25 protein-coding genes are annotated in these 23,748 nt (G+C 72.7%); 11 read left to right on the top strand and 14 right to left on the bottom strand.

The genetic code is table 11. The features are described from left to right. Positions 1–6: 6 nt before the first annotated feature. The 3 genes from fahA to hppD are packed head-to-tail and all read right to left on the bottom strand — an operon-like array spanning position 7 to position 3,657. A complete protein-coding gene (gene fahA, locus E4P38_RS15070; protein WP_135132723.1) occupies positions 7–1,212 on the bottom strand; it encodes a fumarylacetoacetase in 1,206 nt (401 codons plus the stop codon). Beyond that, positions 1,209–2,441 (bottom strand): homogentisate 1,2-dioxygenase domain-containing protein, encoded by a 1,233-nt coding sequence (locus E4P38_RS15065; RefSeq protein WP_135132721.1) that lies wholly within the window; start codon positions 2,439–2,441, stop codon positions 1,209–1,211. The genes fahA and E4P38_RS15065 overlap by 4 nt, the downstream gene beginning before the upstream one ends. A 10-nt stretch (positions 2,442–2,451) precedes the next feature. Beyond that, positions 2,452–3,657, bottom strand: coding sequence for a 4-hydroxyphenylpyruvate dioxygenase (gene hppD, locus E4P38_RS15060; RefSeq protein ID WP_135132719.1), 1,206 nt, complete (start codon positions 3,655–3,657; stop codon positions 2,452–2,454). A 117-nt stretch (positions 3,658–3,774) separates the two neighbouring features. Here hppD and E4P38_RS15055 point away from each other — a divergent pair, with 117 nt between their 5' ends. The 3 genes from E4P38_RS15055 (at position 3,775) to E4P38_RS15045 (ending at position 7,170) form a co-directional block, all read left to right on the top strand. Continuing rightward, positions 3,775–4,296, top strand: coding sequence for an Lrp/AsnC family transcriptional regulator (locus E4P38_RS15055; RefSeq protein WP_135132717.1), 522 nt, complete (start codon positions 3,775–3,777; stop codon positions 4,294–4,296). Between the two features lie 420 nt (positions 4,297–4,716). Continuing rightward, a complete protein-coding gene (locus tag E4P38_RS15050; RefSeq protein WP_135132716.1) occupies positions 4,717–5,109 on the top strand; it encodes a PPOX class F420-dependent oxidoreductase in 393 nt (130 codons plus the stop codon). A gap of 75 nt (positions 5,110–5,184) precedes the next feature. Then, a complete protein-coding gene (locus tag E4P38_RS15045; protein WP_209309121.1) occupies positions 5,185–7,170 on the top strand; it encodes a potassium transporter Kup in 1,986 nt (661 codons plus the stop codon). 88 nt (positions 7,171–7,258) lie between these two features. On the opposite strand, the gene mug is transcribed toward E4P38_RS15045, so the two are convergent. From mug to E4P38_RS15020, 5 genes are all read right to left on the bottom strand, one after another. Next, positions 7,259–7,816, bottom strand: a complete 558-nt coding sequence (gene mug, locus E4P38_RS15040; protein WP_135132714.1) for a G/U mismatch-specific DNA glycosylase — start codon at positions 7,814–7,816, stop codon at positions 7,259–7,261. Continuing rightward, positions 7,813–8,268: a group II truncated hemoglobin gene (locus E4P38_RS15035; protein ID WP_135132712.1), complete on the bottom strand. Its 456-nt coding sequence runs from the start codon at positions 8,266–8,268 to the stop codon at positions 7,813–7,815. Before E4P38_RS15035 ends, mug begins: the two co-directional genes overlap by 4 nt. Before the next feature lie 47 nt (positions 8,269–8,315). Next, entirely contained in the window at positions 8,316–10,304 is a 1,989-nt protein-coding gene (locus E4P38_RS15030) for a M12 family metallopeptidase (RefSeq protein ID WP_135132710.1), read from the bottom strand. Positions 10,305–10,325: 21 nt separating this feature from the next. Beyond that, the gene (locus tag E4P38_RS15025) at positions 10,326–10,655 is read right to left on the bottom strand and encodes a hypothetical protein (RefSeq protein ID WP_135132708.1); all 330 of its coding nucleotides are present in this window, start codon (positions 10,653–10,655) and stop codon (positions 10,326–10,328) included. Between the two features lie 118 nt (positions 10,656–10,773). Beyond that, a complete protein-coding gene (locus E4P38_RS15020; protein ID WP_135132706.1) occupies positions 10,774–11,631 on the bottom strand; it encodes an aldo/keto reductase in 858 nt (285 codons plus the stop codon). Positions 11,632–11,681: 50 nt separating this feature from the next. Between E4P38_RS15020 and E4P38_RS15015 the strand changes: the two genes are divergently transcribed. From E4P38_RS15015 to E4P38_RS14995, 5 genes are read left to right on the top strand one after another with little or no spacing between them, the layout of a single operon-like run. Further along, a complete protein-coding gene (locus tag E4P38_RS15015; RefSeq protein ID WP_245161048.1) occupies positions 11,682–12,158 on the top strand; it encodes a nitroreductase family deazaflavin-dependent oxidoreductase in 477 nt (158 codons plus the stop codon). Then, positions 12,155–12,943: a (Fe-S)-binding protein gene (locus E4P38_RS15010; RefSeq protein WP_135132705.1), complete on the top strand. Its 789-nt coding sequence runs from the start codon at positions 12,155–12,157 to the stop codon at positions 12,941–12,943. Before E4P38_RS15015 ends, E4P38_RS15010 begins: the two co-directional genes overlap by 4 nt. Further along, positions 12,940–14,400 carry a LutB/LldF family L-lactate oxidation iron-sulfur protein gene (locus E4P38_RS15005; RefSeq protein ID WP_135132703.1) on the top strand — a complete coding sequence of 487 codons (1,461 nt, stop codon included), beginning with the start codon at positions 12,940–12,942 and terminating at the stop codon, positions 14,398–14,400. The genes E4P38_RS15010 and E4P38_RS15005 overlap by 4 nt, the downstream gene beginning before the upstream one ends. Further along, positions 14,397–15,002: an LUD domain-containing protein gene (locus E4P38_RS15000; protein WP_135132701.1), complete on the top strand. Its 606-nt coding sequence runs from the start codon at positions 14,397–14,399 to the stop codon at positions 15,000–15,002. The genes E4P38_RS15005 and E4P38_RS15000 overlap by 4 nt, the downstream gene beginning before the upstream one ends. Positions 15,003–15,013: 11 nt before the next feature. Further along, positions 15,014–15,388 carry a nuclear transport factor 2 family protein gene (locus E4P38_RS14995; protein ID WP_135132699.1) on the top strand — a complete coding sequence of 125 codons (375 nt, stop codon included), beginning with the start codon at positions 15,014–15,016 and terminating at the stop codon, positions 15,386–15,388. 21 nt (positions 15,389–15,409) lie between these two features. Here the strand turns inward: E4P38_RS14995 and E4P38_RS14990 are convergent, their stop codons facing one another. The 4 genes from E4P38_RS14990 to E4P38_RS14975 are packed head-to-tail and all read right to left on the bottom strand — an operon-like array spanning position 15,410 to position 18,077. Then, positions 15,410–15,853, bottom strand: a complete 444-nt coding sequence (locus E4P38_RS14990; protein WP_135132698.1) for a hypothetical protein — start codon at positions 15,851–15,853, stop codon at positions 15,410–15,412. Between the two features lie 12 nt (positions 15,854–15,865). Further along, the gene (locus E4P38_RS14985; protein ID WP_135132845.1) at positions 15,866–16,258 is read right to left on the bottom strand and encodes an SgcJ/EcaC family oxidoreductase; all 393 of its coding nucleotides are present in this window, start codon (positions 16,256–16,258) and stop codon (positions 15,866–15,868) included. 5 nt (positions 16,259–16,263) lie between these two features. Continuing rightward, positions 16,264–17,100, bottom strand: a complete 837-nt coding sequence (locus tag E4P38_RS14980) for an ABC transporter permease (RefSeq protein WP_135132696.1) — start codon at positions 17,098–17,100, stop codon at positions 16,264–16,266. Then, positions 17,097–18,077, bottom strand: a complete 981-nt coding sequence (locus tag E4P38_RS14975; protein WP_135132694.1) for an ATP-binding cassette domain-containing protein — start codon at positions 18,075–18,077, stop codon at positions 17,097–17,099. Before E4P38_RS14975 ends, E4P38_RS14980 begins: the two co-directional genes overlap by 4 nt. A gap of 179 nt (positions 18,078–18,256) precedes the next feature. Between E4P38_RS14975 and E4P38_RS14970 the strand changes: the two genes are divergently transcribed. Then, a complete protein-coding gene (locus E4P38_RS14970) occupies positions 18,257–19,858 on the top strand; it encodes a GGDEF domain-containing protein (RefSeq protein ID WP_245161047.1) in 1,602 nt (533 codons plus the stop codon). A 4-nt stretch (positions 19,859–19,862) separates the two neighbouring features. On the opposite strand, the gene E4P38_RS14965 is transcribed toward E4P38_RS14970, so the two are convergent. Further along, complete coding sequence (locus E4P38_RS14965; protein ID WP_135132692.1) at positions 19,863–20,303, bottom strand: flavodoxin family protein; 441 nt, start codon at positions 20,301–20,303, stop codon at positions 19,863–19,865. Positions 20,304–20,342: 39 nt separating this feature from the next. Here E4P38_RS14965 and E4P38_RS14960 point away from each other — a divergent pair, with 39 nt between their 5' ends. After that, complete coding sequence (locus E4P38_RS14960; protein WP_135132671.1) at positions 20,343–20,612, top strand: YciI-like protein; 270 nt, start codon at positions 20,343–20,345, stop codon at positions 20,610–20,612. A 3-nt stretch (positions 20,613–20,615) separates the two neighbouring features. Here E4P38_RS14960 and E4P38_RS14955 read toward each other — a convergent pair whose 3' ends face one another. Next, entirely contained in the window at positions 20,616–21,935 is a 1,320-nt protein-coding gene (locus tag E4P38_RS14955; protein ID WP_135132670.1) for an alpha-amylase family glycosyl hydrolase, read from the bottom strand. Between the two features lie 165 nt (positions 21,936–22,100). On the opposite strand from E4P38_RS14955, the gene E4P38_RS14950 reads away from it, so the two are divergent. After that, on the top strand, positions 22,101–23,748 hold a 1,648-nt coding region (locus E4P38_RS14950), incomplete at its 3' end, for a phosphatase PAP2 family protein (protein WP_135132662.1).

Here is a 23,748-nt window from a genome sequence, read left to right as displayed (position 1 = left end):
GGCAAGCTAACCGGACAGGGTGTGTCGCGGGGGAACCACCCGCCCGGTGACCTCGCCGAAGCCGATCCGGCTGCCCCCCGGGCCGGGCGCCGACGCGGAGATCGTGACGACGTCGCCGTCCTCGAGGAACGTGCGGGTCGAGCCGTCGGCGAGGGTCAGCGGCTCCCGGCCGTTCCAGGACAGCTCGATGAGGGAGCCGCGCTGACGGAGCTCCGGGCCGCTCACGGTGCCGGAGGCGAACAGGTCACCGGTGCGGAGCGCGGCCCCGTTCCCGGTCAGGTGTGCGAGCTGCTGGGCCGCCGTCCAGTACATCTCGCGGAACGGGGGCCGGCTGATCCGTTCGCCGTTCAGCGCCACCTCGAGGGTGATGTCCAGCCCCCAGGGATGTTCGTCGTCCTCCAGGTAGTGCAGCACGGTGTGGTCGCGGGGCGGCGGCGCCACCCGGGCCGCCTCCAGCGCGGCCAGCGGGACCACCCACGGGGAGACCGAGGTGAGGAACGACTTGCCGAGGAAGGGTCCCAGAGGCACGTACTCCCAGGCCTGCAGGTCACGTGCCGACCAGTCGTTCACCAGGCAGACCCCGAACACGTGGTCGGGAAAGGCGCGGAGCGGCACCGCCTCCCCCAGTGCCGACGGCGTCCCGACGACGAAGCCGACCTCCGCCTCGATGTCCAGCCGCTCCGAGGGGCCGAACGTCGGGGCGTCGTCGGCCGGCGACCGGCGCTGCCCGGACGGCCGGACGACCGGCGTGCCGGAGACCCGCACGGTGCCGGCGCGACCGTGATAGCCGATCGGCAGATGCGTCCAGTTCGGGGTAAGCGGCTCGGCGTCCGGGCGGAAGATCCTGCCGATGTTCTCGGCGTGCTGCCGCGAGCTGTAGAAGTCGACGTAGTCGGCCACCTCGACCGGCAGGTGCATCTCCACCTGGTCGACCGGCACGAGGAAGGGCTCGGTGCCGCCGCGGTGGGCCTCGTCGGTGAGGGAGCCGCGGAGCTCGCTCCGCAGCTGCGCCCACCGCTCCGGGCCGCGGGCCAGGAAAGCGTTCAGGGAACCGGTGCGGTGGTCCTCGTCGTGGCTCCACGCCCACAGGTCGAGCACCAGGTCGCCGATGCGGACGCCGGAGCGAGGCTCGGTGCCCGGCGTGGAGAAGACGCCGAGCGGCAGGTTGTCGAGCCCGAACCCGGTGTCGGCGGGAAGGTCGAGCCAGCTCACGCCTGCGGTCCGCGGCCGGACCACGACCAGGCGTACGTCCCGTCGTCCACGGCCGTGCCGCCCTCGCCCAGGCCGAGCGGCCGGAAGGTGTCGACCATGACGGCGAGCTCGTCGAAGAACTCCGCACCGAGCGACCGTTCCACCGCGCCCGGCTGCGGGCCGTGGCTGTGCCCGCCGGGGTGCAGCGAGATCGAGCCCTTGCCGATGCCCGAGCCCTTGCGCGCCTCGTAGTCGCCGTCGACGTAGAACATGACCTCGTCGGAGTCGACGTTGGAGTGGTAGTAGGGCACCGGGACGGCGAGCGGGTGGTAGTCGACCTTGCGGGGCACGAAGTTGCAGATCACGAAGTTGTTGCCCTCGAAGACCTGGTGCACCGGCGGCGGTTGGTGCACCCGGCCGGTGATGGGCTCGAAGTCGGCGACGTTGAAGACGTAGGGGTAGAGGCAGCCGTCCCACCCGACGACGTCGAACGGGTGCTCCGGGACGACGTGGATCGAGCCGCCGAGCCCGCCGGGACCCTCGCCGCGGTGCTTGACGTAGACCTCGACGTCGCTCCCCTCGGCCACCATCGGCTCGCTCGGGCCGCGCAGGTCGCGCTCGCAGTACGGGGCGTGCTCGAGCAGCTGGCCGTACTTGGACAGGTACCGCTTCGGCGGGGCGATGTGGCTGTTGGCCTCGATCGCGTAAGTGCGCAGCGGCTCCATGCTGTCCGGGCTGCCGGTCGGCACCCAGCGGTGCGTCGTCGCCCGGGGGACGATCACGTAGTCGCCGGGGCCGACGTCCAGCGCGCCGAAGACGGTCTCGACCGTGGCCGTGCCGCGCTCGACGAAGACACACTCGTCGCCGGTGGCGTTGCGGTAGTACGGCGAGGTCAGCGAGGACACCGCATAGGAGATCCGGACGTCGGCGTTGCCCAGCACCAGCCTCCGGCCGGTCACCGGGTCGACGCCCACGCCTTTCGACGGCATGGCCTCCTCACCGGGGAAGAGGTCGTGCAGCTTCAGGTGCCGGGGAAGCAGCGGGCTGTTCGCCGTCAGCGACTGGTCGGGCAGCTCCCAGGGGCGTGCGTCCACCAGGGCCGAGGGGATGGCGCGGTGGTAGAGCAACGAGGAGTCCGACGAGAAGCCCTCCTCCCCCATCAGCTCCTCGGAGTAGAGCCCGCCGTCCGAACGACGGAACTGCGTGTGCCGCTTCGGCGGGACCTCACCCACCTGCCGGTAATGAGCCACGTCGTCCTCCTCAGAAGTTTCCGCGCTTGTCCTGCTCGCGCTCGATCGCCTCGAAGAGTGCCTTGAAGTTGCCCTTGCCGAAGCCGAGCGAGCCGTGCCGTTCGATCAGCTCGAAGAAGACGGTCGGCCGGTCCCCGGTCGGCTTCGTGAAGATCTGCAGCAGGTAACCGTCCTCGTCGCGGTCGACCAGGATGCCGCGCTGCTGCAGCTCCTCGATGGGGGCGCGCACGTCGCCGATGCGGGCCCGCAGCGCGGGGTCCTCGTAGTAGGAGTCCGGCGTGCTGAGGAACTCGATGCCCTCGGCGCGGAGCGCGTCGACCGTGCCGATGATGTCGTTCGTCGCCAGCGCGACGTGCTGGGCACCCGGGCCGCCGTAGAACTCGAGGTACTCATCGATCTGCGACTTCTTCTTGCCCGCCGCCGGCTCGTTGAGCGGGAACTTCACCCGGTGGTTGCCGTTGGCGACCACCTTGCTCATCAGTGCGGAGTAGTCCGTCGCGATGTCCTCGCCGATGAACTCGGCCATGTTGGTGAAGCCCATGACACGGTTGTAGAAGTCGACCCACTGGTCCATGGCGCCGAGCTCGACGTTGCCGACGACGTGGTCGACGGCCTGGAACAACCGCGTCGGGGCACCGGCCCGCCTCACGAAGGACGACGTCCGCGCGACGTAGCCGGGCAGATAGGGGCCGTCGTAGCGGGACCGGTCGACGAGGGTGTGCCGGGTGTCGCCGTAGGTGGCGATCGCCGCGACCCGCACGGTGCCGTGCTCGTCGGTGACGTCGTGCGGCTGCTCGAGGACGGTGGCGCCCTGCGCCGCGGCGTGCCGGATGCACCGGTCCACGTCCGGAACGGAGAGGGCGATGTCGACGATGCCGTCGCCGTGCGCGCGGTGATGGTCGGCCAGCGGGCTGGCCGGGTCGTAGGCGCCCGTAACCACGAACCGGGCCGCCCCGGACCGCAGGACGAACGCGTGGTGGTCGCGGTTGCCCGTCTCGGGCCCGGAGTAGGCGACCAGCTCCATGCCGAACGCGGACTGGAAGAAGTGCGCCGTCTGCACCGCGTTGCCGACGATCCACACGAGGGCGTCCCACCCGGAGACCGGGAAGGGATCGGCGGAGGCGTCGTACTCGACCAGCCCCACCAGCTGCTGGAGCTGGCCGAGATCGAGGTCGGCGAGGCGTTCCTCGTCGTTGAGGGTCTGCTCGAGGCTCATCCCGGCACTCCACACCCGACCGGATCGGCTGCGCAAGCAGGCTCAGTAGTTCTGGCCTGTCCGCACTATTGAGCTACCTGTCGCCCCGTTCTGCTGTACAGGGCGCATAGTTGCCGGGTGATCGAGAAGCGCCCCCTGGACGCCCTGGACGTCGCCCTGCTGGCCGCACTCCGCGAGCACCCCCGCGCGGGGGCCCTGGAGCTGTCCCGGATCACCGGGGTGGCCCGGGCCACCGTGTCCGCGCGTCTCCAGCGCCTGGAGGAGGGCGGCGTCGTCACCGGGTACGGCCCCGACGTCGACGTCGAGGCCGCCGGGTTCGGCGTCCAGGCCTTCGTGACCCTGGAGATCGCGCAGGGCGCCATCGAGGACGTGCAGCGTGACCTGGAGGCGATCCCGGGTCTGCTCGAGGCGCACGCGACCACGGGCAGCGGCGACGTGCTGTGCCGGGTCGCCGCCCGCTCGCACGAAGCGCTGCAGCAGGTGCTGGTCGACCTCAACCGCTCGTCGGCGGTGGTCCGCTCCACCAGCGTCGTCGCCCTGTCCACCCTGGTTCCCTGGCGCACCCTCCCGCTCCTGGAGTCCGGGGCGACGCCCGATGCCGGGCGTTCGGCTATGAGGCGGCGGGCGGCCGAGGACTGACGGGAACGGGGCCCGCATCAGCACGCGCGTGATCGGGACGCCCTCGAGGTGCACGGTTTCGACCTCGGCCCGCGAGTAGCCCATGCGCTCGAACACCGGCGCCGCCCGCCACGACGCATGAGCCACCAGGACGCCGACCGGGGCCAGTGCCACGGTCGCACAGCGACGAAGGCCGCCGTGTCCGCGATCAGCGCCCGGTGCCCCTCCAGGGTCCGCCTCGCCGCCCACGCCTCCAGCTGCCGCAGCTGGTAGTGCTGCGTCGCCGACTCGCGGATCGTCCGCCAGGCTCAGGGCGTGCACAGCACGCGACTGTCCATCCGGTGGCCGCGCGGATTCCGGCTGCGACCCGTCTACTCGACGGCAGACGACCTCCACCGCGCACGACCCGGTCGCGGGCGGCCGATTCCCAGGGAGACCCGGATGGACCTGCCCGACGAGTTGCTCGCCCTCCTGCGCAGGCCCAGCACCTGTTATGTGGCGACGACGATGCCTGACGGGTCCCCTCAGATGACGCAGACCTGGGTGGACACCGACGGCTCGCACGTCCTCATCAACACCGTGCAGGGCTTCCAGAAGGTCAGGAACGTCGAACGGGACCCACGCGTGGCGCTGGGCGTCTCCGATCCTGAGAACCCCACCCGGTACTTCGCCGTCCGGGGCCGGGTCGTCGACGCGACCACCGACGGGGCAGCCGAGCACATCGAGGCCCTCGCCCAGCGGTACCTCGGTGGTCCGTACCCGTGGTTCGGGGGACGCGACCAGGTCCGGGTCCTCCTCAGGATCGCTGCGGACAAGATCCACTCGATGGGCTGACCCCGGCCCGAGGAATCGCCGACCGGGCGTTGGTCGGACACTGCGGCCGGGGACACTGTGGTGCAGGCTCCTCTCGTGACCGAAGACGAGGTTCGCGGGAGCGGCGCGACGGCGTCGGACGTCGCGCACGCCGATTCCCCCGTCCCAGCCGCGCAGGCACCGGCCAAGAACCCGCCCCACGGTGCTGCCGGCGGCCTCGTGCTGGCCGCCCTCGGCATCGTCTTCGGCGACATCGGCACGAGCCCGCTCTACGCGTTGCAGACCGTGTTCTCCATCAACGACGGGGCGGTGCGCCCGACCGTCGGCGACGTCTACGGGGTCGTCTCGCTGATGTTCTGGTCGGTGACCCTGATCGTGTCGATCAAGTACATCGGGATCCTCATGCGGGCCGACAACGACGGCGAGGGCGGCGTCATGGCGCTCACCGCTCTGGCCCGCCGCCTGTACGCGGGCCGGCCCGCCGGCACGGCGCCGATCGTCGTCATCGGGATCCTCGGGGTGTCCCTCTTCTACGGCGACTCGCTGATCACCCCGGCGATCAGCGTGTTGTCGGCCGTCGAGGGCGTCCGGGTCGCCGCCCCGGCACTCGATCACCTCGTCGTGCCCGCCGCCGCGGTGATCCTCACCCTCCTGTTCGCCGTGCAGCGCTTCGGCACCGGCCGGGTCGGTGCCCTGTTCGGGCCGGTCACGCTGGTGTGGTTCGCCGCGCTCGCGGCGGCGGGGATCGGCGGGATCGTGGCGTACCCCGGCGTCCTGAAGGGGCTTTCACCGACCTATGCGATCGGGTTCGTCGTCGGGCACCCGGGCATCGCGTTCATCGCCATGGGCGCCATCGTGCTGGTGATCACCGGCGCCGAGGCCCTGTACGCCGACATGGGGCACTTCGGCCGGTCACCGATCCTGCGGGGCTGGTTCTTCGTCGTGTTCCCCGCGCTGATCCTCAACTACCTCGGCCAGGCCTCGCTGATCATCCGGCACCCGGACGCCGTCGAGAGCCCGTTCTACCTGCTCTATCCGGACTGGGCGCAGCTGCCGATGGTCGTGCTGGCCACCGCGGCGACCGTGATCGCCAGCCAGGCGGTCATCACCGGCGCCTTCTCCCTGAGCCGGCAGGCGGTGCAGCTCGGCCTGCTGCCACCGGTGACCGTGCGCCAGACCTCCGAGCACGAGGGCGGACAGATCTACCTCCCGGGGGTCAACGCCCTGCTCTACGTCGGCGTGATGGTCGTGATGCTGACGTTCGGCTCCGCGGAACGGCTGGCGACGGCGTACGGGGTGTCCGTGACCGGCGCCCTGGTCATCGACACGCTGCTGATGCTGCTCGTCGCCCGGATGCTGTGGCACTGGGGGCCGTGGAAGCTGGCGCTCGCGGCGGTGGCCTTCGGCGGCGTGGAGCTCACGTTCCTCGCGGCGAATCTGTCGAAGGTGGCCCACGGTGGGTGGCTGCCGTTGCTCATCGCCCTCGTGGTGTTCACGGTCATGACCACCTGGCGCCGGGGGCGGGAGATCGTGGCCGGGAACCGCCGGAAGCAGGAGGGAACGCTGTCGGATTTCATCGACGACGTGAACGCGCGCGGGCTGCCGCGGGTCTCCGGCACCGCGGTGTTCCCGCACCCGGGCAAGGAGACCACCCCGCTGGCCCTGCGGGCCAACGTCGAGCACAACAAGATCCTCCACGAGAACGTGCTCATCGTGTCCGCGAGCTCCGCCAACGTGCCCCACGTGCCCGTGGCCGACCGGTTCGAAGTCGACCACCTGGGCTACGACAACGACCGCATCCAGCACCTCGCCGTCCGCTTCGGGTTCTCCGACGAGCCGAACCTGCCGGAGGCGCTCGCACAGGCCTGTGCGACCGGTGCTCTCTACCCCGGCACCATCGAGATCGAGGGGGCGTCGTTCTTCCTGTCCCGCGGATCCATCCGGCGGACGCGGGCGAAGGGAATGGCGCCGTGGCGCAAGGTGCTGTTCCTGCGGCTGGCCCACAACGCCGCCGATCCGGCCGCCTACTTCGGTCTGCCGGTCGACCGGACCGTCACAATGGGCAGCCCGGTCGAAATCTGACGCCCTGCCCGCGCGGCAGACGCTCGCCCTTCCCCGGCGCGCGGGCGGACCTCTCCGTCCTGGACGCGCCGTCCTTCCGGCACCTGGCCTACCGGCCGGGCGGGCCCCTGGTCCGCGCGCCGGAGCTGCCGTCCTGATCCTCGGGCCGGAGCCGCCGGTAGAAGGCAGCGAGCTCCGGGAGCTGGACATGGGCGTTGAGGCCGCTCGGGTTCGGCGCCACCCAGGTCGTCGCTCCCCCGACCCGCTCCGGCTGCACGCCGAGCGTGGCGCGCGGCCGGTCGAAGGCGACCCGCCAGGCGGTGATGCCCAGCATCGCCACCACCCGGGGCCGGTACCGGGTCACCAGATCGGCCAGGGCGCCGACGCCCGCACGCAGCTCGTCCGCGGTCAGCTCCGCGGCCGCCCGCGTCGGCCGGTCGACCAGGTTGGTCACCCCGAGCCCGTACTCCGGCAGCTGCCGGTCCTGCTCCGGGGTCAGTCGGGAGGGAGTCAGGCCGGCGAGGTGCAGCGCCGGCCAGAAGCGGTTCCCCGGCCGGGCGAAGTGGTGCCCTCGGGCCGCGGACATCAGGGACGGGTTGATCCCGCAGAACAGCACGTCGAGCCCCGGGGCGATGACGTCGGGCAGCGGCTTGTCCGGCGACGTCACCTCGACTGCAGGCCGTCCCAGGACCAGCGCGGCATCGGCAGGCCTCCCGGGACGACCGCCGCGCCGTCCGGGAACGCGAGCACGTCGTCGACCGCCCACGACATGTACGCCCGCAGCGCGGCCCGGAACTCGGGGTCGGCCGGGAGCCCGGCGTCGTCCGCGGCGGCCACGAAGCACTCGAGGAACCGCCGGCCGAGGTCGCCCATGTCGCCGTTGCCGGCGTGCATGCGGAGCAGGGACGAGTGGTCGGCGGGCAGCGCCGAGTACCGGGGCGGTCCGCCGAGTACCTCGGCCCAGTAGGCGGCTAGGCGCTGCACGTGCTCCGGGTTCAGGTCCGCGTGGGAGAACGGGTGGTTCAGCTCGGGATCGGCGAGGCAGCGCGCGTGATGTGCCCTGGCCAGGGCCAGGAACGCGTCGTCGCCCCCCGCGAACTCGTACAACGTCGGGCGCATGGCCCCGAACTGTCCATGCTCGCGTCCCCCAGCGGAAGAGCCCGTGCTCAGCCGCGCACGGCGCCACCCTGCCCGGACTTCGCCACCTTGCGGGTCCGGCCCCCGTTCCCGACCCGGCCACCGACACCCTCGGCGGTGTCCCTCGGCGCGACGATGTTCGGCAGCTCGGCGCCGCCCTGGTCACCTGCCACGGGCGCCCCGGTCGCGGCCGGCTCGCCCTCGAACTGCGCGCCGCCGTAGCCGACGTCCTGCTCCGCGCCCTGTTCCATGGCCCGCGCGGCCGCCGGCTCCACGGCGGCGAGGATCCCGCCGAAAGGCTCCTCGGCCATGGGCAGGTCGGACTCGCCGACGTCGACGCCGTCGAAGATCGCCCCGGCGGCCGGGTTGACGATCTCGAAGTCGACCAGCCGCAACCCCATGCCGGCGAGCTCCTGCCACTTCGCCGCGAAGCTCTGCCAGGTGACGTTGGCCCACAGCGCGTGACCGTCGTTGCCCGGCAGGAAGGCCGCCGTGTAGCGCGTCTCGTTCCCGACGCGGTGGGAGTTCAGGTCGGCCAGCCGCAACCCCTGGCCCGACCACTCCTGCCACTTGGCCACGAAGCTCGCCCAGCTCGCGTTGGCCCACAGCGCGTGGCCACCGCTGCCCGGAAGGAAGACGCCCGTGTACCGGTCCTGGCCGTTCGCGTTGTGCACGTGGACGTCGTGCAGGCGCAGCCCCTGGCCCGACCACTCCTGCCACTTGGCCACGAAGCTGTCCCACGTCGCGCCCGCCCACAGCGCGTGCCCGCCGGTACCGGGCAGGAACGCCCCGGTCCAGCGGTCCTGGCCGTTGACGGTGACCACATGGATGTCGTGCAGGCGCAGCCCCTGACCAGACCACTCCTGCCACTTCGCGACGAAACTCGCCCACGGGGCATCGACCCAGAGGGCGTGCCCGCCAGTGCCGGGCAGGAACACCCCGGAGTAGCGCAGGCCCTGGCGGGTGGGCTGCACGTGGATGTCCACCAGCCGCAGGCCGTCGGCGCTCCACGCCTGCCACTTGCCGGCGAAGTCGTTCCACTCGGCGTTCGCCCAGAGGGCGTAGCGGCCGCTTCCCGCCCGCCACACGCCCGAGTAGCCCTTGGCGAAGAAGCGCTCGTAGATCTTGGCGACGGTCTGCCGGTCGCCGTAGCTCAGCCCGTTCCGCTGGCCGATGACCGCACCCGCCTGCCGGGGCACGATCGTCGGCTTCGACGTGTCCTTGGCGAAGGACTTCGCGTGGTAGTGCATGAGCGAGCCGTAGTCGTAGTCGAAGTAGTCGACCGCGTCCGGCTTCGTCTGGAAGTTGCCGAGTGCGTTCGTCTCGCCGGCCGGTGGCGGGCCGTCCTGGATGTTGTCCCACTTGATCTCGACGAACGCGTCCCGGTCCGACCGTGACTGCTCGTGGTAGACGCCCAGGGCGTGCAGGAACTCGTGGGCGATGACCGGCCACGGGTGGGCGTCCGCGGCGCGCAGGTCCTGCATGCCGCCGCGCCGGCCGATGGCCGAGGAACTGAAGGTCGCGGCGCCGTTGCTGACGACGCGGATGTAGTCCGGCCAGGTGCCGGCGTTGGCCGCGGTGCGCAGCGTGAACCGGATCCCGGTGTTGGCCTCGAGGTGGGCGATGGAGTCGGTCACCCGCGCCGGGTTGGGCACCCCGCCGTCGATCTCGTACGCGACGCGGCCGTTCGTCCAGAGGAACGTGGAGTCCCCGGGGAGACCGACCCCGGCCTCGTGCACGTCGGGGAGGCTCCCGTCGCCGTCCGAGCTGCCGGCGTAGGCGGTGGTCAGCCGCACCGCCCGCCGCTGTCCGATCTCCTCGGCCTGGGCGGCCACCTCCTCGGCCGGACCCATGTCGATGCAGCCCTCGTGGATCGCCCGCCCGTCGACGACGGCGTAGGTGACCGGGAACTCGAACAGCCCGGGCCCGGTCAGGTAGCCGATGGCGGTGACGTCGCTGCCGGCCATGTGGTCGATGACGCCGAGCTGCACGTCGTCCTGGGGATTCATCCTGGTCATCTCCGCTCGTCGGTTCCGGCCTCACGTGATCCGCGACAGCACGACCTGCACCGGACGGTCCGGTCGCGTGGTCAGCGGCGTCGTACTGGTGTTGAAGAACTCGACCCGCTCGTCGCGCGCCGTCCGCCCCCGCACGCGCACCAGCAGGCCCGGCTCGTAGGCCCCCTCGGCCGCGGGCAGGTCGACGGTCACCCGCACCGACGGCCGGGCCGGGGACACCGAGAAGGACGGCACGTGCGCCACGGCGGAGTCGGCCGGGGCGTCGGCCATGCCGAGGTCCAGCACCTGGACGTCGACCTGCGCGTCCACGACGTCCTCGGAGAGACCGTCGAAGCGGAGCTCCAGCTCCATCGCGCGTGCTCCCGCCTGCCGGCGTCCGGTCCCGTCGTGGGATCGTCGCCGACGGGGCGTCACGCTGCCGTCACACGACCCCGGTCGGTCGGTCTGACGGACCCCCGGCCTGCGGGAGCTAGACGAACAGCGGCGTGGCGTCCTGCCGGGCGGCCAGGCCGGCCATCTCCCCGTCCGACGGCCGACGCTCGAAGCGCTCGGCGGCGTCGAGCAGCCGGGGCAGGATCTCGACGTCCCCGGTCGTCAGGAGGAAGGCCTCCGGCCGGCCCAGTACCCAATGGGCCGCCAGGTCGACGTCGGCCTGCTCGCGCAGCGGCTCGTACCAGGTCGCGGCCGTGGCCGGTCGGCCGTCCCAGCGACGTCGGGCCAGGCTCTTGATCGTCTGGAGGGCCACGCCGCGCTCGGCGCACACGGCGGCCAGCGCCTCGAACGTCTCGGCGTAGCGGGTGTCCTGCATCTGGACGAAGTTGTAGGGAGCGAGAACCGAGTCGAAGGGAAAACGCTCCAGGCTGAGGCGGTGCATCTCCGGCACCGAGAGGCCGTGGCCGGTGACGCCGATGAAGCGCACGAGACCCTCCTCGCGCGCCTCGATCGCGGCTTCGAGGGCACCACCTGAGCTCAGCGCGGTGTCCCACTCGATCACGTCGACCAGGTTGTGCAACTGGATCAGGTCGACGTGATCGACGCCGAGCCGGTCGAGCGATCGACGGATCTCCTCTCGCGCTGCGCGGTAGCTCCGCCCGTCGGTCTTGGTCGCGACGAAGAACGTCCCGGGGTTCCGCCGCAACCACGGAGCGATCCGCAGTTCCGCGTCGCCGTAGCTCGCGGCGACGTCGAGGTGGTTGATCCCGTGTGCCAGGAGCACGTCCAGGGCCCGGTCGGCGTCTCCCTTCGAGACGCTGCCCAGGGCCGCCGCGCCGAAGATCACGCGGCTGGAGTCGTGGCCGGTCGCGCCGAACGGCGCCCGCTCGATCATCGCCCGACCGTATTCCTCCGGGCGGCCTCCGGAGGCAACACTGCGCCGCGGTGGACACTCTGCTCATGGCACCGGACGGCGAGTACGCCCCCAGCCCCGTGCCGTGGGTTCGGGAGGAGGTCGAGCACCTCGAACGCACCGGCGCCGGCCTGCGGGGCCGGGCGGTCGTGCTGCTCACCACGGCCGGCGCCCGCACCGGCCTGCTGCGCAAGACGCCGCTCATGCGGGTCACCCATGCCGGGGTCTACGCGATCGTCGCCTCGATGGCCGGCTCCGACCGGCATCCGCACTGGTACGCCAACGTGCTCGCCGAGCCGAGGGTCACCCTGCGGGACGGGGACGAGGTCCTGTCGCTGGTCGCCCGGGCGGCCGCGGGGGCGGAGCGCAGCGCGTGGTGGTCGAGGGCGTGCACGGTGTTCCCCTCCTACGTCGGGTACCAGAGCCGGACCCGACGGCAGATCCCGCTGCTGCTCCTCGAACCCGCGCCGGCTCAGCCGGCGCCGGCCCCCGGCCACCCCACGTCGTGAAGGTCGCCCTGTTCGCCACCTGCCTGGTCGACACCCTGACGCCCCAGGTCGCCCGCGCCACCGCCACGCTCCTGCAGCGACTGGGGCACGAGGTCGTCGTCCCGCCCGGGCAGTCGTGCTGCGGCCAGATGCACGTCAACACCGGCTACCGGCGGGAGGCGGTGCCGATCGTGGCCAACCACGTCCGCGCCTTCGCCGGTGCCCTGTCGTCGGGAGTGGAAGCGATCGTCGCGCCGTCCGGGTCGTGCGTCGCCTCGATCCATCACCAGCAGGCCGCCGTCGCCCGACGGGCCGGCGAGCACCAGCTGGCTGACGACGCCGCCGCACTGGCCGAGCGCACTTTCGAGCTGTCCCAGTTCCTGGTCGACGTCCTGGGCGTGACCGACGTCGGCGCGTACTACCCGCACCGCGTCACCTACCACCCGACCTGCCACTCGCTGCGGTTGCTGCGGGTCGGCGACCGCCCGCTGCAGCTGCTGCGTGCCGTCCGCGGACTGGACCTCGTCGAGCTGCCCGGCGCCGACCAGTGCTGCGGCTTCGGCGGCACCTTCGCGGTCAAGAACGCCGACACCTCGACCGCCATGCTCACCGACAAGATGACCGACGTGCTGTCGACGCACGCCGAGGTGTGCACCGCCGGCGACGCGTCCTGCCTGCTGCACATCGGCGGCGGCCTGTCCCGCCTGCGCTCGGGCACCCGCACCGTGCACCTGGCCGAGATCCTCGCCTCGACCGAGGAGGCCGTGACGCCGCAGCAGTCGACGACGCCGGCGGTGACGGCATGACCGCGGTGTTCCTCGGGATCCCCACCGCTCCCCCGGGCGTCGGCCACCTGCGGGGCGACCGGTCCTTCCCGGACGCCGCCCGCGAGGCGCTGCGCGACGGCCAGCTCCGGGCCAACCTGGGCCACGCCACGTCGACCATCCGCGCGAAGCGGGCCGCCGTGGTCGGCGAGCTGCCCGACTGGGCGGAGCTGCGCGAGGCCGGGCGGGCGATCAAGGCCGCCACCATGGCGCGCCTCGACGAGCACCTCATCGCCCTGGAGGAGCAGGTCACCGCCCGCGGCGGCACCGTGCACTGGGCCCGGGACGCGATCGAGGCGAACGCGATCGTCACCCGTCTCGTGCAGGCCACCGGCGCCGACGAGGTGGTCAAGGTCAAGTCGATGGCCACCCAGGAGATCGGCCTCAACGAGGCGCTGGAGGCCGCGGGGATCACCGCGCACGAGACCGACCTCGCCGAGCTCATCGTGCAGCTCGGAGACGACAAGCCGAGCCACATCCTCGTCCCGGCCATCCACAAGAACCGGGCCGAGATCCGCGAGATCTTCCTGCGCACCATGCCGGGGGCAGATCCCGACCTCACCGACGACCCCCGGCAGCTGGCCATGGCCGCCCGCACCCACCTGCGCGAGCGCTTCCTGCGGGCCCGCGTGGCGATCAGCGGCGCCAACTTCGCCGTCGCCGAGACCGGCACGCTCGCGGTCGTCGAGAGCGAGGGCAACGGCCGGATGTGCCTGACCCTCCCCGACACGCTCATCACCGTCATGGGCATCGAGAAGGTGGTGCCCTCATGGCGCGATCTCGAGGTCTACCTGCAGCTGCTCCCCCGCAGCTCCACCGGCGAGCGGATGAACCCGTACACGTCGCTGTGGGCCGGGGTCACGCCCGGCGACGGTCCGCAGGAGTTCCACCTGGTGCTGCTCGACAACGGCCGGACGGCGGTGCTCGCCGACGAGGTGGGCCGCGAGGCGCTGCACTGCATCCGCTGCTCGGCCTGCCTCAACGTCTGCCCGGTCTACGAGCGCACCGGCGGACACGCCTACGGCTCGGTCTACCCGGGCCCGATCGGGGCGATCCTCTCCCCGCAGCTGACCGGGGTGGAGGACAACGCCTCGCTGCCGTACGCGTCGAGCCTGTGCGGAGCCTGTTACGACGTCTGCCCGGTGGCGATCGACATCCCCTCGATCCTCGTGCACCTGCGCGCCGAGCACGTCGAGGCCCAGACGCGCACCACGCCCGAGGCAGTGGCCTTCCGGGCGCTGTCGAAGGCGATGTCGAGCCCGCGCCTGTGGCGGCTGGCCCAGCGGGCCGCGGGCCTCGGCCGGTTCCTCGCCCGCGGGAAGACGACCCTCCCGAACGCTCTGCCGCCGCCGGTCTCGACGTGGACCCGCACCCGCGACCTGCCCACCCCGCCGGCGAAGACGTTCACCCAGCAGTGGGCCGAGGAGCACCGGTCGTGAGCTCGCGCGAGGAGATCCTCGGCCGGATCCGGACGGCGCTGGGCGAGCGAGGCCCCGTGTCGCCGGTGACCCGCGGCTACCGCACCGTCGATGTCCGGCCGGCCGAGGTCCTGCTCGACGTCCTGGTCGACCGGCTCGAGGACTACAAGGCCACCGTCGTCCGCTGCGGGCCGGACGAGGTCGCGGCCACCGTCGCGACCGCCCTGGCCGCGGTCCAGGGTGACGTCGTCGTCGCCCCCGGGGTGCCGTCGGCCTGGCGGCCCGAGGGCTCGGTCGAGGACGACGGCCGCCCCGCCGTCGACCTGGCCGGGTATGGCGCGACGCTCACCGGCGTCTCGGCCGCCGTCGCCGAGACCGGCACCCTCGTCCTCGACGGCTCCCCGCTGTGCGGCCGCCGGGCGCTGTCGCTGCTGCCCGACTGCCTGGTCTGCGTGGTCGAGGCCGCCCAGGTCGTCGGCAGCGTGCCGGAGGGCCTCGCCGTCCTCGACCCGCTCGCGCCGCTGACGATGATCAGCGGCCCGTCGGCCACGAGTGACATCGAGCTGCAGCGGGTGGAAGGTGTCCACGGCCCCCGCGCACTGATCGTCGTCCTGGTGGCCTGAGGAGGTCCGGCATGTCCGACGACGTCGCAACGGTCCTGGCCGCGGAGGACCTCCGCTACCAGGCCCTGCTCGGCCCCGACCTGGCCGCCCTCGACCGGTTCTTCGCCGAGGAGCTGAGCTACTGCCACTCCAGCGGCGTCAGGGACACCAAGGCGGAGTACCTGGAGAAGATCCGCAGCGGGTACTACGTCTACCGACGGGTCGACCACCCGGTCGAGCGGGTCGAGGTCGTGGGCGACGGCGCGATGGTGGTCGGCCGGATGACCGCCGACCTCCTCGTCGACGGAGTCCCGAAGACGATCGACAACCTGGCGCTGTCGGTCTGGACGAGGGCGGCGGGCGACTGGCGCCTGCTGGCCTTCGCACCGACGCCGCTGCCCCGCTGACCCGGCCCGGCGCTCCGGGAGTCAGCGGACGCGCCGGTAGGTGAGCCGGAAGTCCGACCGCCACTCGGCGCCGTCGTCGGACATCTCCCACTGCCCGTCGATCACGCCCCCGTCCTCGCTGAACGTGCCGACGTAGCGCTGGTGGAAGCTCAGCGGACTGAAGTCCGGGGTGCGCCGCAGTAGCGTCCACTCCCGGCCGTCGAATCCCATCTCGTAGAGCCGTACCACCCCCCGGGAGTCGAAGTAGTGCTGCGTCCAGCCGTGCCCCTCGGCGGCCGGGGCGACGACCGCATGCGAGTCCGGCGCGTCGGGGTGGTCGACCGCCGAGCGTTCCAGGACGAAGGCATGACCGAGCAGCCACTCGAACGTCGTCCGCCCGGTGCCGGACCACTCGCCCCCGGGTGCCGAGGCCTCGATGTCCCAGGTGCCGATCAGCGGCTCGAGGGCGGACGCGTCGTCAGGCATCGAGAACTCCCGTCAGGACGTGGCGAACGAGTGGTGCTCGTGTACGACGACCCATCGGCCGTCGTCCCGGCGCAGCCCGACGGTCAGCCGCAGCCGCCGCTCCGCGTCCTCCGCGAACTCGGCTGCGGTGCCGCACCGGAGCAGGGCATGGGCGAAGGCGACGTCCGCGCCGGCAGTGACGTCGAGCGACTCGATCTCGAAGACGGCCCCCTGCCGCTGCCACTCGAAGAACCCGGGCCAGGTCTCGCGGTAGGCCGCGATACCCCGCGCGCCCCGGTGCGGCGGCGGGACGTCGAACATGACGATGTCGGCGGAGTGCCGGTCGAGGACGGCGTCCAGGTCGCCCTCGTGCACCGCCCGCGCCCAGCGTTCCAGGAGTCCGCGGATCTCCGCCTCGTCGTCCACCCCGCTCACCGGCTGCGGTAGAGCCGCGTGGTGATCGGCAGGAAGACCGCCGCCAGTACCGCGGCCACGGCGAGGGAGACGAGGATCGCCGGGCCGTCCGGCTCGCCGTCCATCAGTGACCGGCACGCCGTCGCCAGGATCGAGATCGGGTTGACCTCGACGAACGCCTCCAGCGGTCCCGGCAGCGTGGCGGGGTCGACGAACACGTTGGACAGGAACGTCAGCGGGAAGATCCCCATGAAGCCGGCGTTCATCACGGCGTTCGGCGAACGCAGCAGCAGGCCGAGGACGCAGAACACCCAGGACAGCCCGAAGGAGAACACCACCACGAGTGCGAGCGCCGCGACCGCGCCGACCACCCCGGCATCGGGGCGGTACCCGAGCGCGACGCCCACCACGATGATCACTGTGCCGGCAATGACGTAGCGGACGCTGTCGCCCAGCAGCGAGCCCAGCAGCGGTGCCGGCCGCCAGAGCGGCAACGACCGGAACCGGTCGACGACGCCCTTGGTGAGGTCGGTGTTCAGCGCCACCCCGGAGTAGACGGTCGTGAACAGCACCGACATGACCAGCAGCCCTGGCAGCGTGTAGTCCAGGTAGGCGCTGGTGGACCCCGCGATCGCGCCGCCGAACAGGTAGGTGAACAGCAGCAGGAACATGACCGGGGTGACGGTCACGTCGAGCAGCTGCTCGGGCACGTGCTTGACCTTCAGCATGCCCCGCCAGCCGAAGGTCAGCGCCTGTGACAGGCCTCCGGGACGCGGCGGCCGGGCGGTGGTGGTGATGGCCTGACGAACGGCGGCGGTGTCGGCGCCGTCGGTCGCCTGCGTGGCGGCGCTCATGACGGCTGCTCCTCGAGGGTCGGGTCGGGCTCCTCGGCCAGATGGCCGGTCAGTGCCAGGAAGACCTCGTCCAGGCTGGGCTGGCCGAGGGAGAACTCCGCGATGCCGAGACCGGCCCGGGCCACCGCGGACACCCCGTCCGCCGCCCGCGCCGGATCGGCGCACGACACCGACAGCGCGGCCGGGTCCGCTTCGAGGACGACGGTGCCGACGGCGCGCTCGAGGATCTCGGCGGCCTCGGGACGGTGCTCGGACTCCAGGAGCCGGACGTGCAGCCCGCCGGTCCCCACCGACGCCTTGAGCTGCCCCGGTGTGCCCTCCGCGATCACCCGGCCGCGGTCGATGACGGCGATCCCGTCGGCCAGCTGGTCGGCCTCCTCCAGGTACTGGGTGCAGAGCAGGATCGTCGTCCCGCCGGCCTGCAGCGCCCGGGCGATCTCCCACACCTGGTTGCGCGAGCGCGGGTCGAGGCCGGTGGTCGGCTCGTCGAGGAACATCAGTCGCGGCGTGACGACGATGCTCGCGGCGATGTCCAGCCGGCGGCGCATCCCGCCCGAGAAGTGCTTGACGAGGCGGGCCGACGCCTCGGCGATGCCGAAGGCCTCCAGCAGCTCGTCCGCCCGGGTCCGGGAGGCCGCGCGAGACAGCCCGAGCAGCCGGCCGAGCAGGATCAGGTTCTCCCGGCCGGTCAGCTCCTCGTCCACCGACGCGAGCTGCCCGGTCAGGCTGACCTGGCTGCGGACGGCGTCCCCGTCGGTGCGGATGTCGTGGCCCAGCACCCGGGCGGAACCGGCGTCGGGTGCAATGAGCGTGGCCAGCATGCGGATGACGGTCGTCTTCCCCGCCCCGTTGGGCCCCAGGACCCCGTAGATGGCCCCCTCCGGGACCGCGAGGTCCACGCCGGCCACGGCGTGCGTGTCACCGAACGATTTCTCCAGTCCCGTGGCCTCGATCGCGAGCGGTGCCTGCGTCGTCATCGGATCCCTCACCTCTGCGCCGTGCAGTCCTGTCCTGTGTTGAGACACAGGGTCCGCCGCCAAGTGATCGGTCTCCAGTGACTTTCTTCCGCCACCCCGGGTCGTGGGCGACCGGGCCCGGGGGAACCCGGCATGCGACGGCGCTCAAGCTGCGCGGCGTCGGTGCCGATGGATCGATTGTGATCAGCCCGCCAGCCGTGGCCGATGCGCGCCCGCCCGCGCCGGCTCCCGACGACCCGCGAGCCGCCGAACTGCTGGCGACCGTGGACGAGCTGGAGATGCTGGCCCGCTTCGACCGTGGGAGCGCCGAACAGCGCGCCGAGCAGACCGTCGCCGACGCCCGCGAGCTGGGCCTTGCCGAGATCGAACAGCGGGCGCAGCTGATCAAGGCCGACCTTCTCCGGCGCCGCGGCAACGTCGCCGAGGCCGGCCGGATCGCCCAGGCCGTGCAGCGCTGGGCCACCGACGACGACTCGCGCCGCACCCTGGCCCGCAGCCACTTCGTCCTGTCGGCGGTGTTCCAGGAGCTCGGCGACGTCTCGCTCGGACTCGAGCACGCCGTCCGGGCCGTCGACGTGCTCGGCGAGGACGCCGACCCGGCCATGCGGGTCGACCACCTGACCCGGCTGGGCGACTGCCTGGCGCTCAACGGGGACGAGGCGGCGCGGGATCGCTACGCACAGGTCCAGCAGGTCGCCGAGGAGCTCGGCGACGTCGACCGCCAGCTGATGGTGCTCAACAACCGGGCCTACTCCGAGACGCTGTTCGGCGACTTCGACGCGGCCCTCGGGTTCAGCACCCAGCTGCAGGCGGTCGCCACCACGTCCGACGTCCCCCTGCACATCGGACGGCTGGACACCGTCGCCCGCGCCCTGATGGGACTCGGCCGGCTCGAGGAGGCGGAGGCCGCGCTGCTGCCCGGACTCCGGCCCGAGGCCCTGGCCGCGTCCTTGGACGGCGACGCCGGCGCGGATTTCCTGCTGACCCTCGCCGAGGTCCGGCGCCGGCGCGGCAACGTGGCGGGCGCCCAGGAGAGCCTCGACGAGAGCGTCCGCCGCTGCGAGGAGCACGGGCTGACCTCGATCCGCGTGCGGGCCCGCCGGGAGCAGGCCGAGCTGCACGCCGCCGGGGGCGACTTCCGGGCCGCGTTCGAGGAGCACAAGCTGTACTCCGATGAGTTCATGGACCTGCAGTCCGCCCAGCGCGACGCCCGGGCGCGCGCCCTGCAGGCGATGTACGAGACGACCGAGGCGCGCCGGCAGAGCCGCCGGTACCGGGAGCTCTCGCTGCGCGACCCGCTCACCGGTCTCTACAACCGACGCTTCCTGGACGAGCAGCTGCCCCGGCTGCTGCGCCGCACCGCGGGCGCGCCCGAGGTGTCCGTCGCCCTGCTCGACCTCGACTACTTCAAGCTCGTGAACGACACCTGTTCCCACGAGGTGGGTGACGAGGTGCTGCGCACCGTCGCGGAGCTGCTGCTGGACATCGAGGACGGTTCCGGCTCGTTCGCCGCCCGGATGGGCGGCGAGGAGTTCCTGCTCGTCCTGGTGGGCAGTGACCCGCGCGCGGCGGCCCGCCGGCTGGAGACCCTGCGCGGGGACGTGGCCGACCACCCGTGGTCGGAGCTGACCGGCGCCCTGGCGATCACCGTGAGCATCGGGGCGACCAGCACCGCCGGGCTGCCCGAGCCGACCGCGCTCGAGCTGTTCGGCCGCGCCGACGCCCACCTCTACCGGGCGAAGCGCCAGGGACGGGACCGGGTCGTCAGCGACCTGACCTGAGGCCTCAGAGGTTCACCGCGACGGTCGCGGCCAGCTCGCGACAGGCCTCGAGCTCCGCCGGACCGGGTGCGCCGACGAGGCTCAGCGGGGCGGCCACCTGCTTCCAGCGCATCCCCCCGGTGATCTTCGCGATGCCGTTCACCGCACCCGCCGTGTCGTCGTTGCCGTGGACGTAGACGCCGTACGGCAGCCCGACGGTCGCGTCCAGGCAGGGGTAGTAGACGGTGTCGAAGAAGTGCTTGAGCGCGCCGGACATGTAGCCGATGTTCGCGGGTGTCCCCAGCAGGACGCCGTCGGCGTCGAGCAGGTCCGCCGCCCCCGCCGACAGGGCCGGCCGGACGACGAGCTCGACCTCCTCGACCAGCGCGACCCCCTCCCGCACGGCCTCCAGCACCGCCTGCATCGCGGGCGACGGTGTGTGGTGGACGACCAGCAGGCGCGGCATGCAGGCATCCTGCCTCGCGCACCGTGTGACAGTGACGGCATGTACCTGCTGCTCGAGTACGCCCTCGTCGACGACTACCTGGAGCGCCGGGCCGCCCTGCGGGACGAGCACCTCGCGCTGGCCGTGGCCGCCCACGACCGCGGCGAGCTGCTGCTGGCGGGGGCGCTGCCGGACCCCTACGACCGCGCCCTGCTGATCTGGACGGTCGACCGGGACGCCGTCGAGCGCTTCGTCGAGCAGGACCCCTACGTCAGCAACGGCCTCGTGACCGGGTGGACGATCCGCCCCTGGAACGTCGTCGTCGGCTGACCCTCACTCGCTGCCGATGAGGGCGAACGCGTGCGGGGGCACCCGGAACGCCGTCCCGTCGACCACCGCCTCCCCCGCGAGCACCGAGGCTCCCGACAGCGGCAGGCGCACCTCGGCCGGGGTGTCGCCGACGTTGAGGACGACGCCGAGCGCGTTCCCGTCCGACGTGAGGCGGACGGCGAGGACGTCGTTGGTCAGCAGGTCGGGTTCCTCGACGCGGGCGTCGGCCAGCCACGGGTGCCGGCGCCGCACCCCGATCAGCCGGCGGTGGAGGTCGGCGACGGCCGCCGCCCCTGGGTCCGCCGGTTCCGTGCTCTCCGGCAGCCGCGGGCGGACGGCGTCGTCCCCGCCGGCCCGGTCCTCCTTCACGCCGCGGAGACCGAACTCGTCGCCGTAGTACACGGTGGGGACGCCGGGCAGCGCGAACAGCAGGGCGAGGGCCAGGGGCAGGTGCCGCGGGTCGTCGAGCCGGCTGGCCACGCGGGTGACGTCGTGGTTGCCCACGAACGTCTGCGGCAGGAAGGCGCGCACCATCTCCCCGTGCCGGCACAGCGCGTGCGCCAGCTCGAACAGGTTCCGGTCGTTCAGCGAGCTCCAGACCGCCTTCCACAGCTCGTACTGGGTCACCGAGTCGACGCCGGAGTCGGCCACGTAGCGGGCGTAGTCCCCGTGCAGCACCTCCCCCACGATCCACACCGCGGGGTGCCGGTCGCGCAGGCGCGGCAGGACCTCGCGCCAGAACGCCGGAGGGACGGCGTAGGCGGCGTCCAGCCGCCAGGCGTCGACTCCGCGGTCGCACCAGTACGTCATGACCCGGGTGACGTGCTCGGCCACCTCCGGGTTGCCGTGGTCGAGGGCGACGAGCGCGGAGTGCCCCTCGAAGTCGCGGTAGCCGAAGCCGTCCGGGCCGGGGCGTCCGGCGTCGATGTCGAACCAGGCCGCGGCCGGCGAGCGCGGCCCCTGCTCGAGCACCTCGCGGAAGCGCGGGAAGTCCCGGCCGACGTGGTTGAAGACGCCGTCGAACAGCACCCGGACGCCGCGTGAATGACAGGCCTCGATGAGCTCCTGCAGGTCCTGCTCGGTGCCCAGCCGCCGGTCGACGCTCAGGTGGTCGACGGTGTCGTAGCCGTGGGTCGAGGACTCGAAGACGGGGCCCAGCGCCAGCCCGTTGCAGCCCAGCCCGACCAGGTGGGGCAGCCACGCCTGCAGCTCCGTCAGCCGCGGCACCGCCGGGGCGCCGGTCGGCAGCGCCGCGCGCTCCGCGCCCGTGGCCCCCAGCGGGTAGACCTGCCACCAGATGGCGTGCCGGATCCAGTCGTCCATGCCCTCACCCTGCCCGACGCCTCGGAACGTTCCGCCGGGGGGAACCGCAGGCCACACTGGTCCGAGCCGCGGACGGAGCGCACCGCCTCCGAGCGTCGGGATGCCGCGGCGGGAGGCCCGGATGTCGGAGCGCAGGTTCGGATCCTCGCCGAGCCCACGCCCGCCATGACCACCCGCGAGGTGGCGACGCCCTCCGCGGTGCACCCCCCGGAGGGCACGCCGTCCCGGCACCACGGACCCATCCGTCACCCGATCGACCTCGTGCGCGTGGCGCTCGGCCTGGCCGTCGTGGGAGTGGGCTCGCTCATCGCCCAGCAGGGGCAGCTGTCGGTGTTCGAGCGCGACCTGTTCCGGCTGGTCAACGACCTCTCCGGCATCGTCCTGCCCGTCGCGTGGCTGGTCATGCAGCTGGGGAACGTCGTCGCGGTCCCCACGGTGGCCGCGCTCGCAGCGCTGACCCGGCGCTTCCGCATGGCCCGCGACCTGCTGGTGTCGGGCCTCCTCGCCTACGGACTGGCCGATCTCGTCAAGGCCGTCGTCGGCCGGGAGCGGCCGGCCGGTCTGCCGGTCGGCGCGGTCCTGCACGAGGGGGCCACCGGGGGCTCCGGGTTCATCTCCGGTCACGCCGCCGTCGCCGCGGCGCTCGCCACCGCAGCGGCGCCCTACCTGGGCCGGCGGAGCCGCCGCACGGTGTGGGTCCTCGCCTGGACGGTCGCGGTCACCCGCGTCTACGTCGGCGCCCACCTGCCGCTGGACGTCCTGGGCGGGGTGGCCGCGGGCTGGGCGGTGGGCTCACTGGTGCACTGGGTCCTGGGCGTGCCACGCTGGGAACCCTCCGTGCCGCGGGTGGCCGCGCTCCTCGCCCGCTTCGGGCTGCCCGTGCAGGAACTGCGCCCGGCCGACGTCGAGGCCCGCAGCTCCCATCCGTTCGAGGCCGTCGACGACCGCGGCCGCCGCTGCTACGTGAAGGTCCTCGACCCGGACCGCTTCGAGCGCGACTGGCTCTACCGGCTCTACCGCCTCCTGGCCGCGCGGGACATCAAGGACGCCGACGCCGTCGCGCCGCTGGGCCAGCAGGCCGAGCACGAGGCGGTCGCGGCGATGACCGCACGCGACCGGGGGGTGCGGGTGCCCTCGGTGATCCTCGCCCGCGGCACGGACCGGGGTGCGGTCGTCGCCCAGGAGTACGTCGTCGGCCGGCCGCTCAGCGACCTGGAGCCGGACGAGCGGACCCCCGCCCTGCTCGCGGACGTCTGGCAGCAGGTGGCGCTCCTGCACGCCGCCCGCATCGCGCACCACGACCTGGTGGCCTCGAGCGTGCTGATCGACGGCGACGGGCGGCCGTGGATCGTCGACTTCGGCAACGCCCTCACCGGTGCCGACGACGCGGACCTCGCCGAGGACGACGCCGAGCTGATGGCCTCGCTGGCGATGCGCAGCGACGTCGCGCTGGTCGTGGACTCCGCGCTCTCGGTGCAGGGCGACGACGCGCTCGCCGCGGCACTGCCCGGCCTGGCGCCCCTGACGCTCTCGGCCGTGACCCGGTCGGAGGAGCGGGCCACACCCGGCCGGCTCAGCGCGCTGCGCCGCGAGGTCCGTCGCAGGCTCGCCCTGCCCGACCCGGCCCGGCCGGAGTTCCCACCCGCCGGCGTGGTCGCGCACGTCCTCGTCGGCGTGGGCGCCGCGACGATCCTGGTGGGCGTCCCGCTGCTGGCGGGGGCCTCGGAGGTGCTCCGGTCGGTGGAGGTGGGCGGCTGGCGGTGGCTGGGCGGCGCCGTCGTCCTGGCTTTCCTGGGCCGGGCTGCGACGGCCT

Origin of the sequence: Blastococcus sp. CT_GayMR16, assembly GCF_004570875.1 — a bacterium.
In the GTDB taxonomy this organism is placed as follows: domain Bacteria; phylum Actinomycetota; class Actinomycetes; order Mycobacteriales; family Geodermatophilaceae; genus Blastococcus_B.
This window is presented reverse-complemented; position numbering and strand designations above follow the sequence as displayed.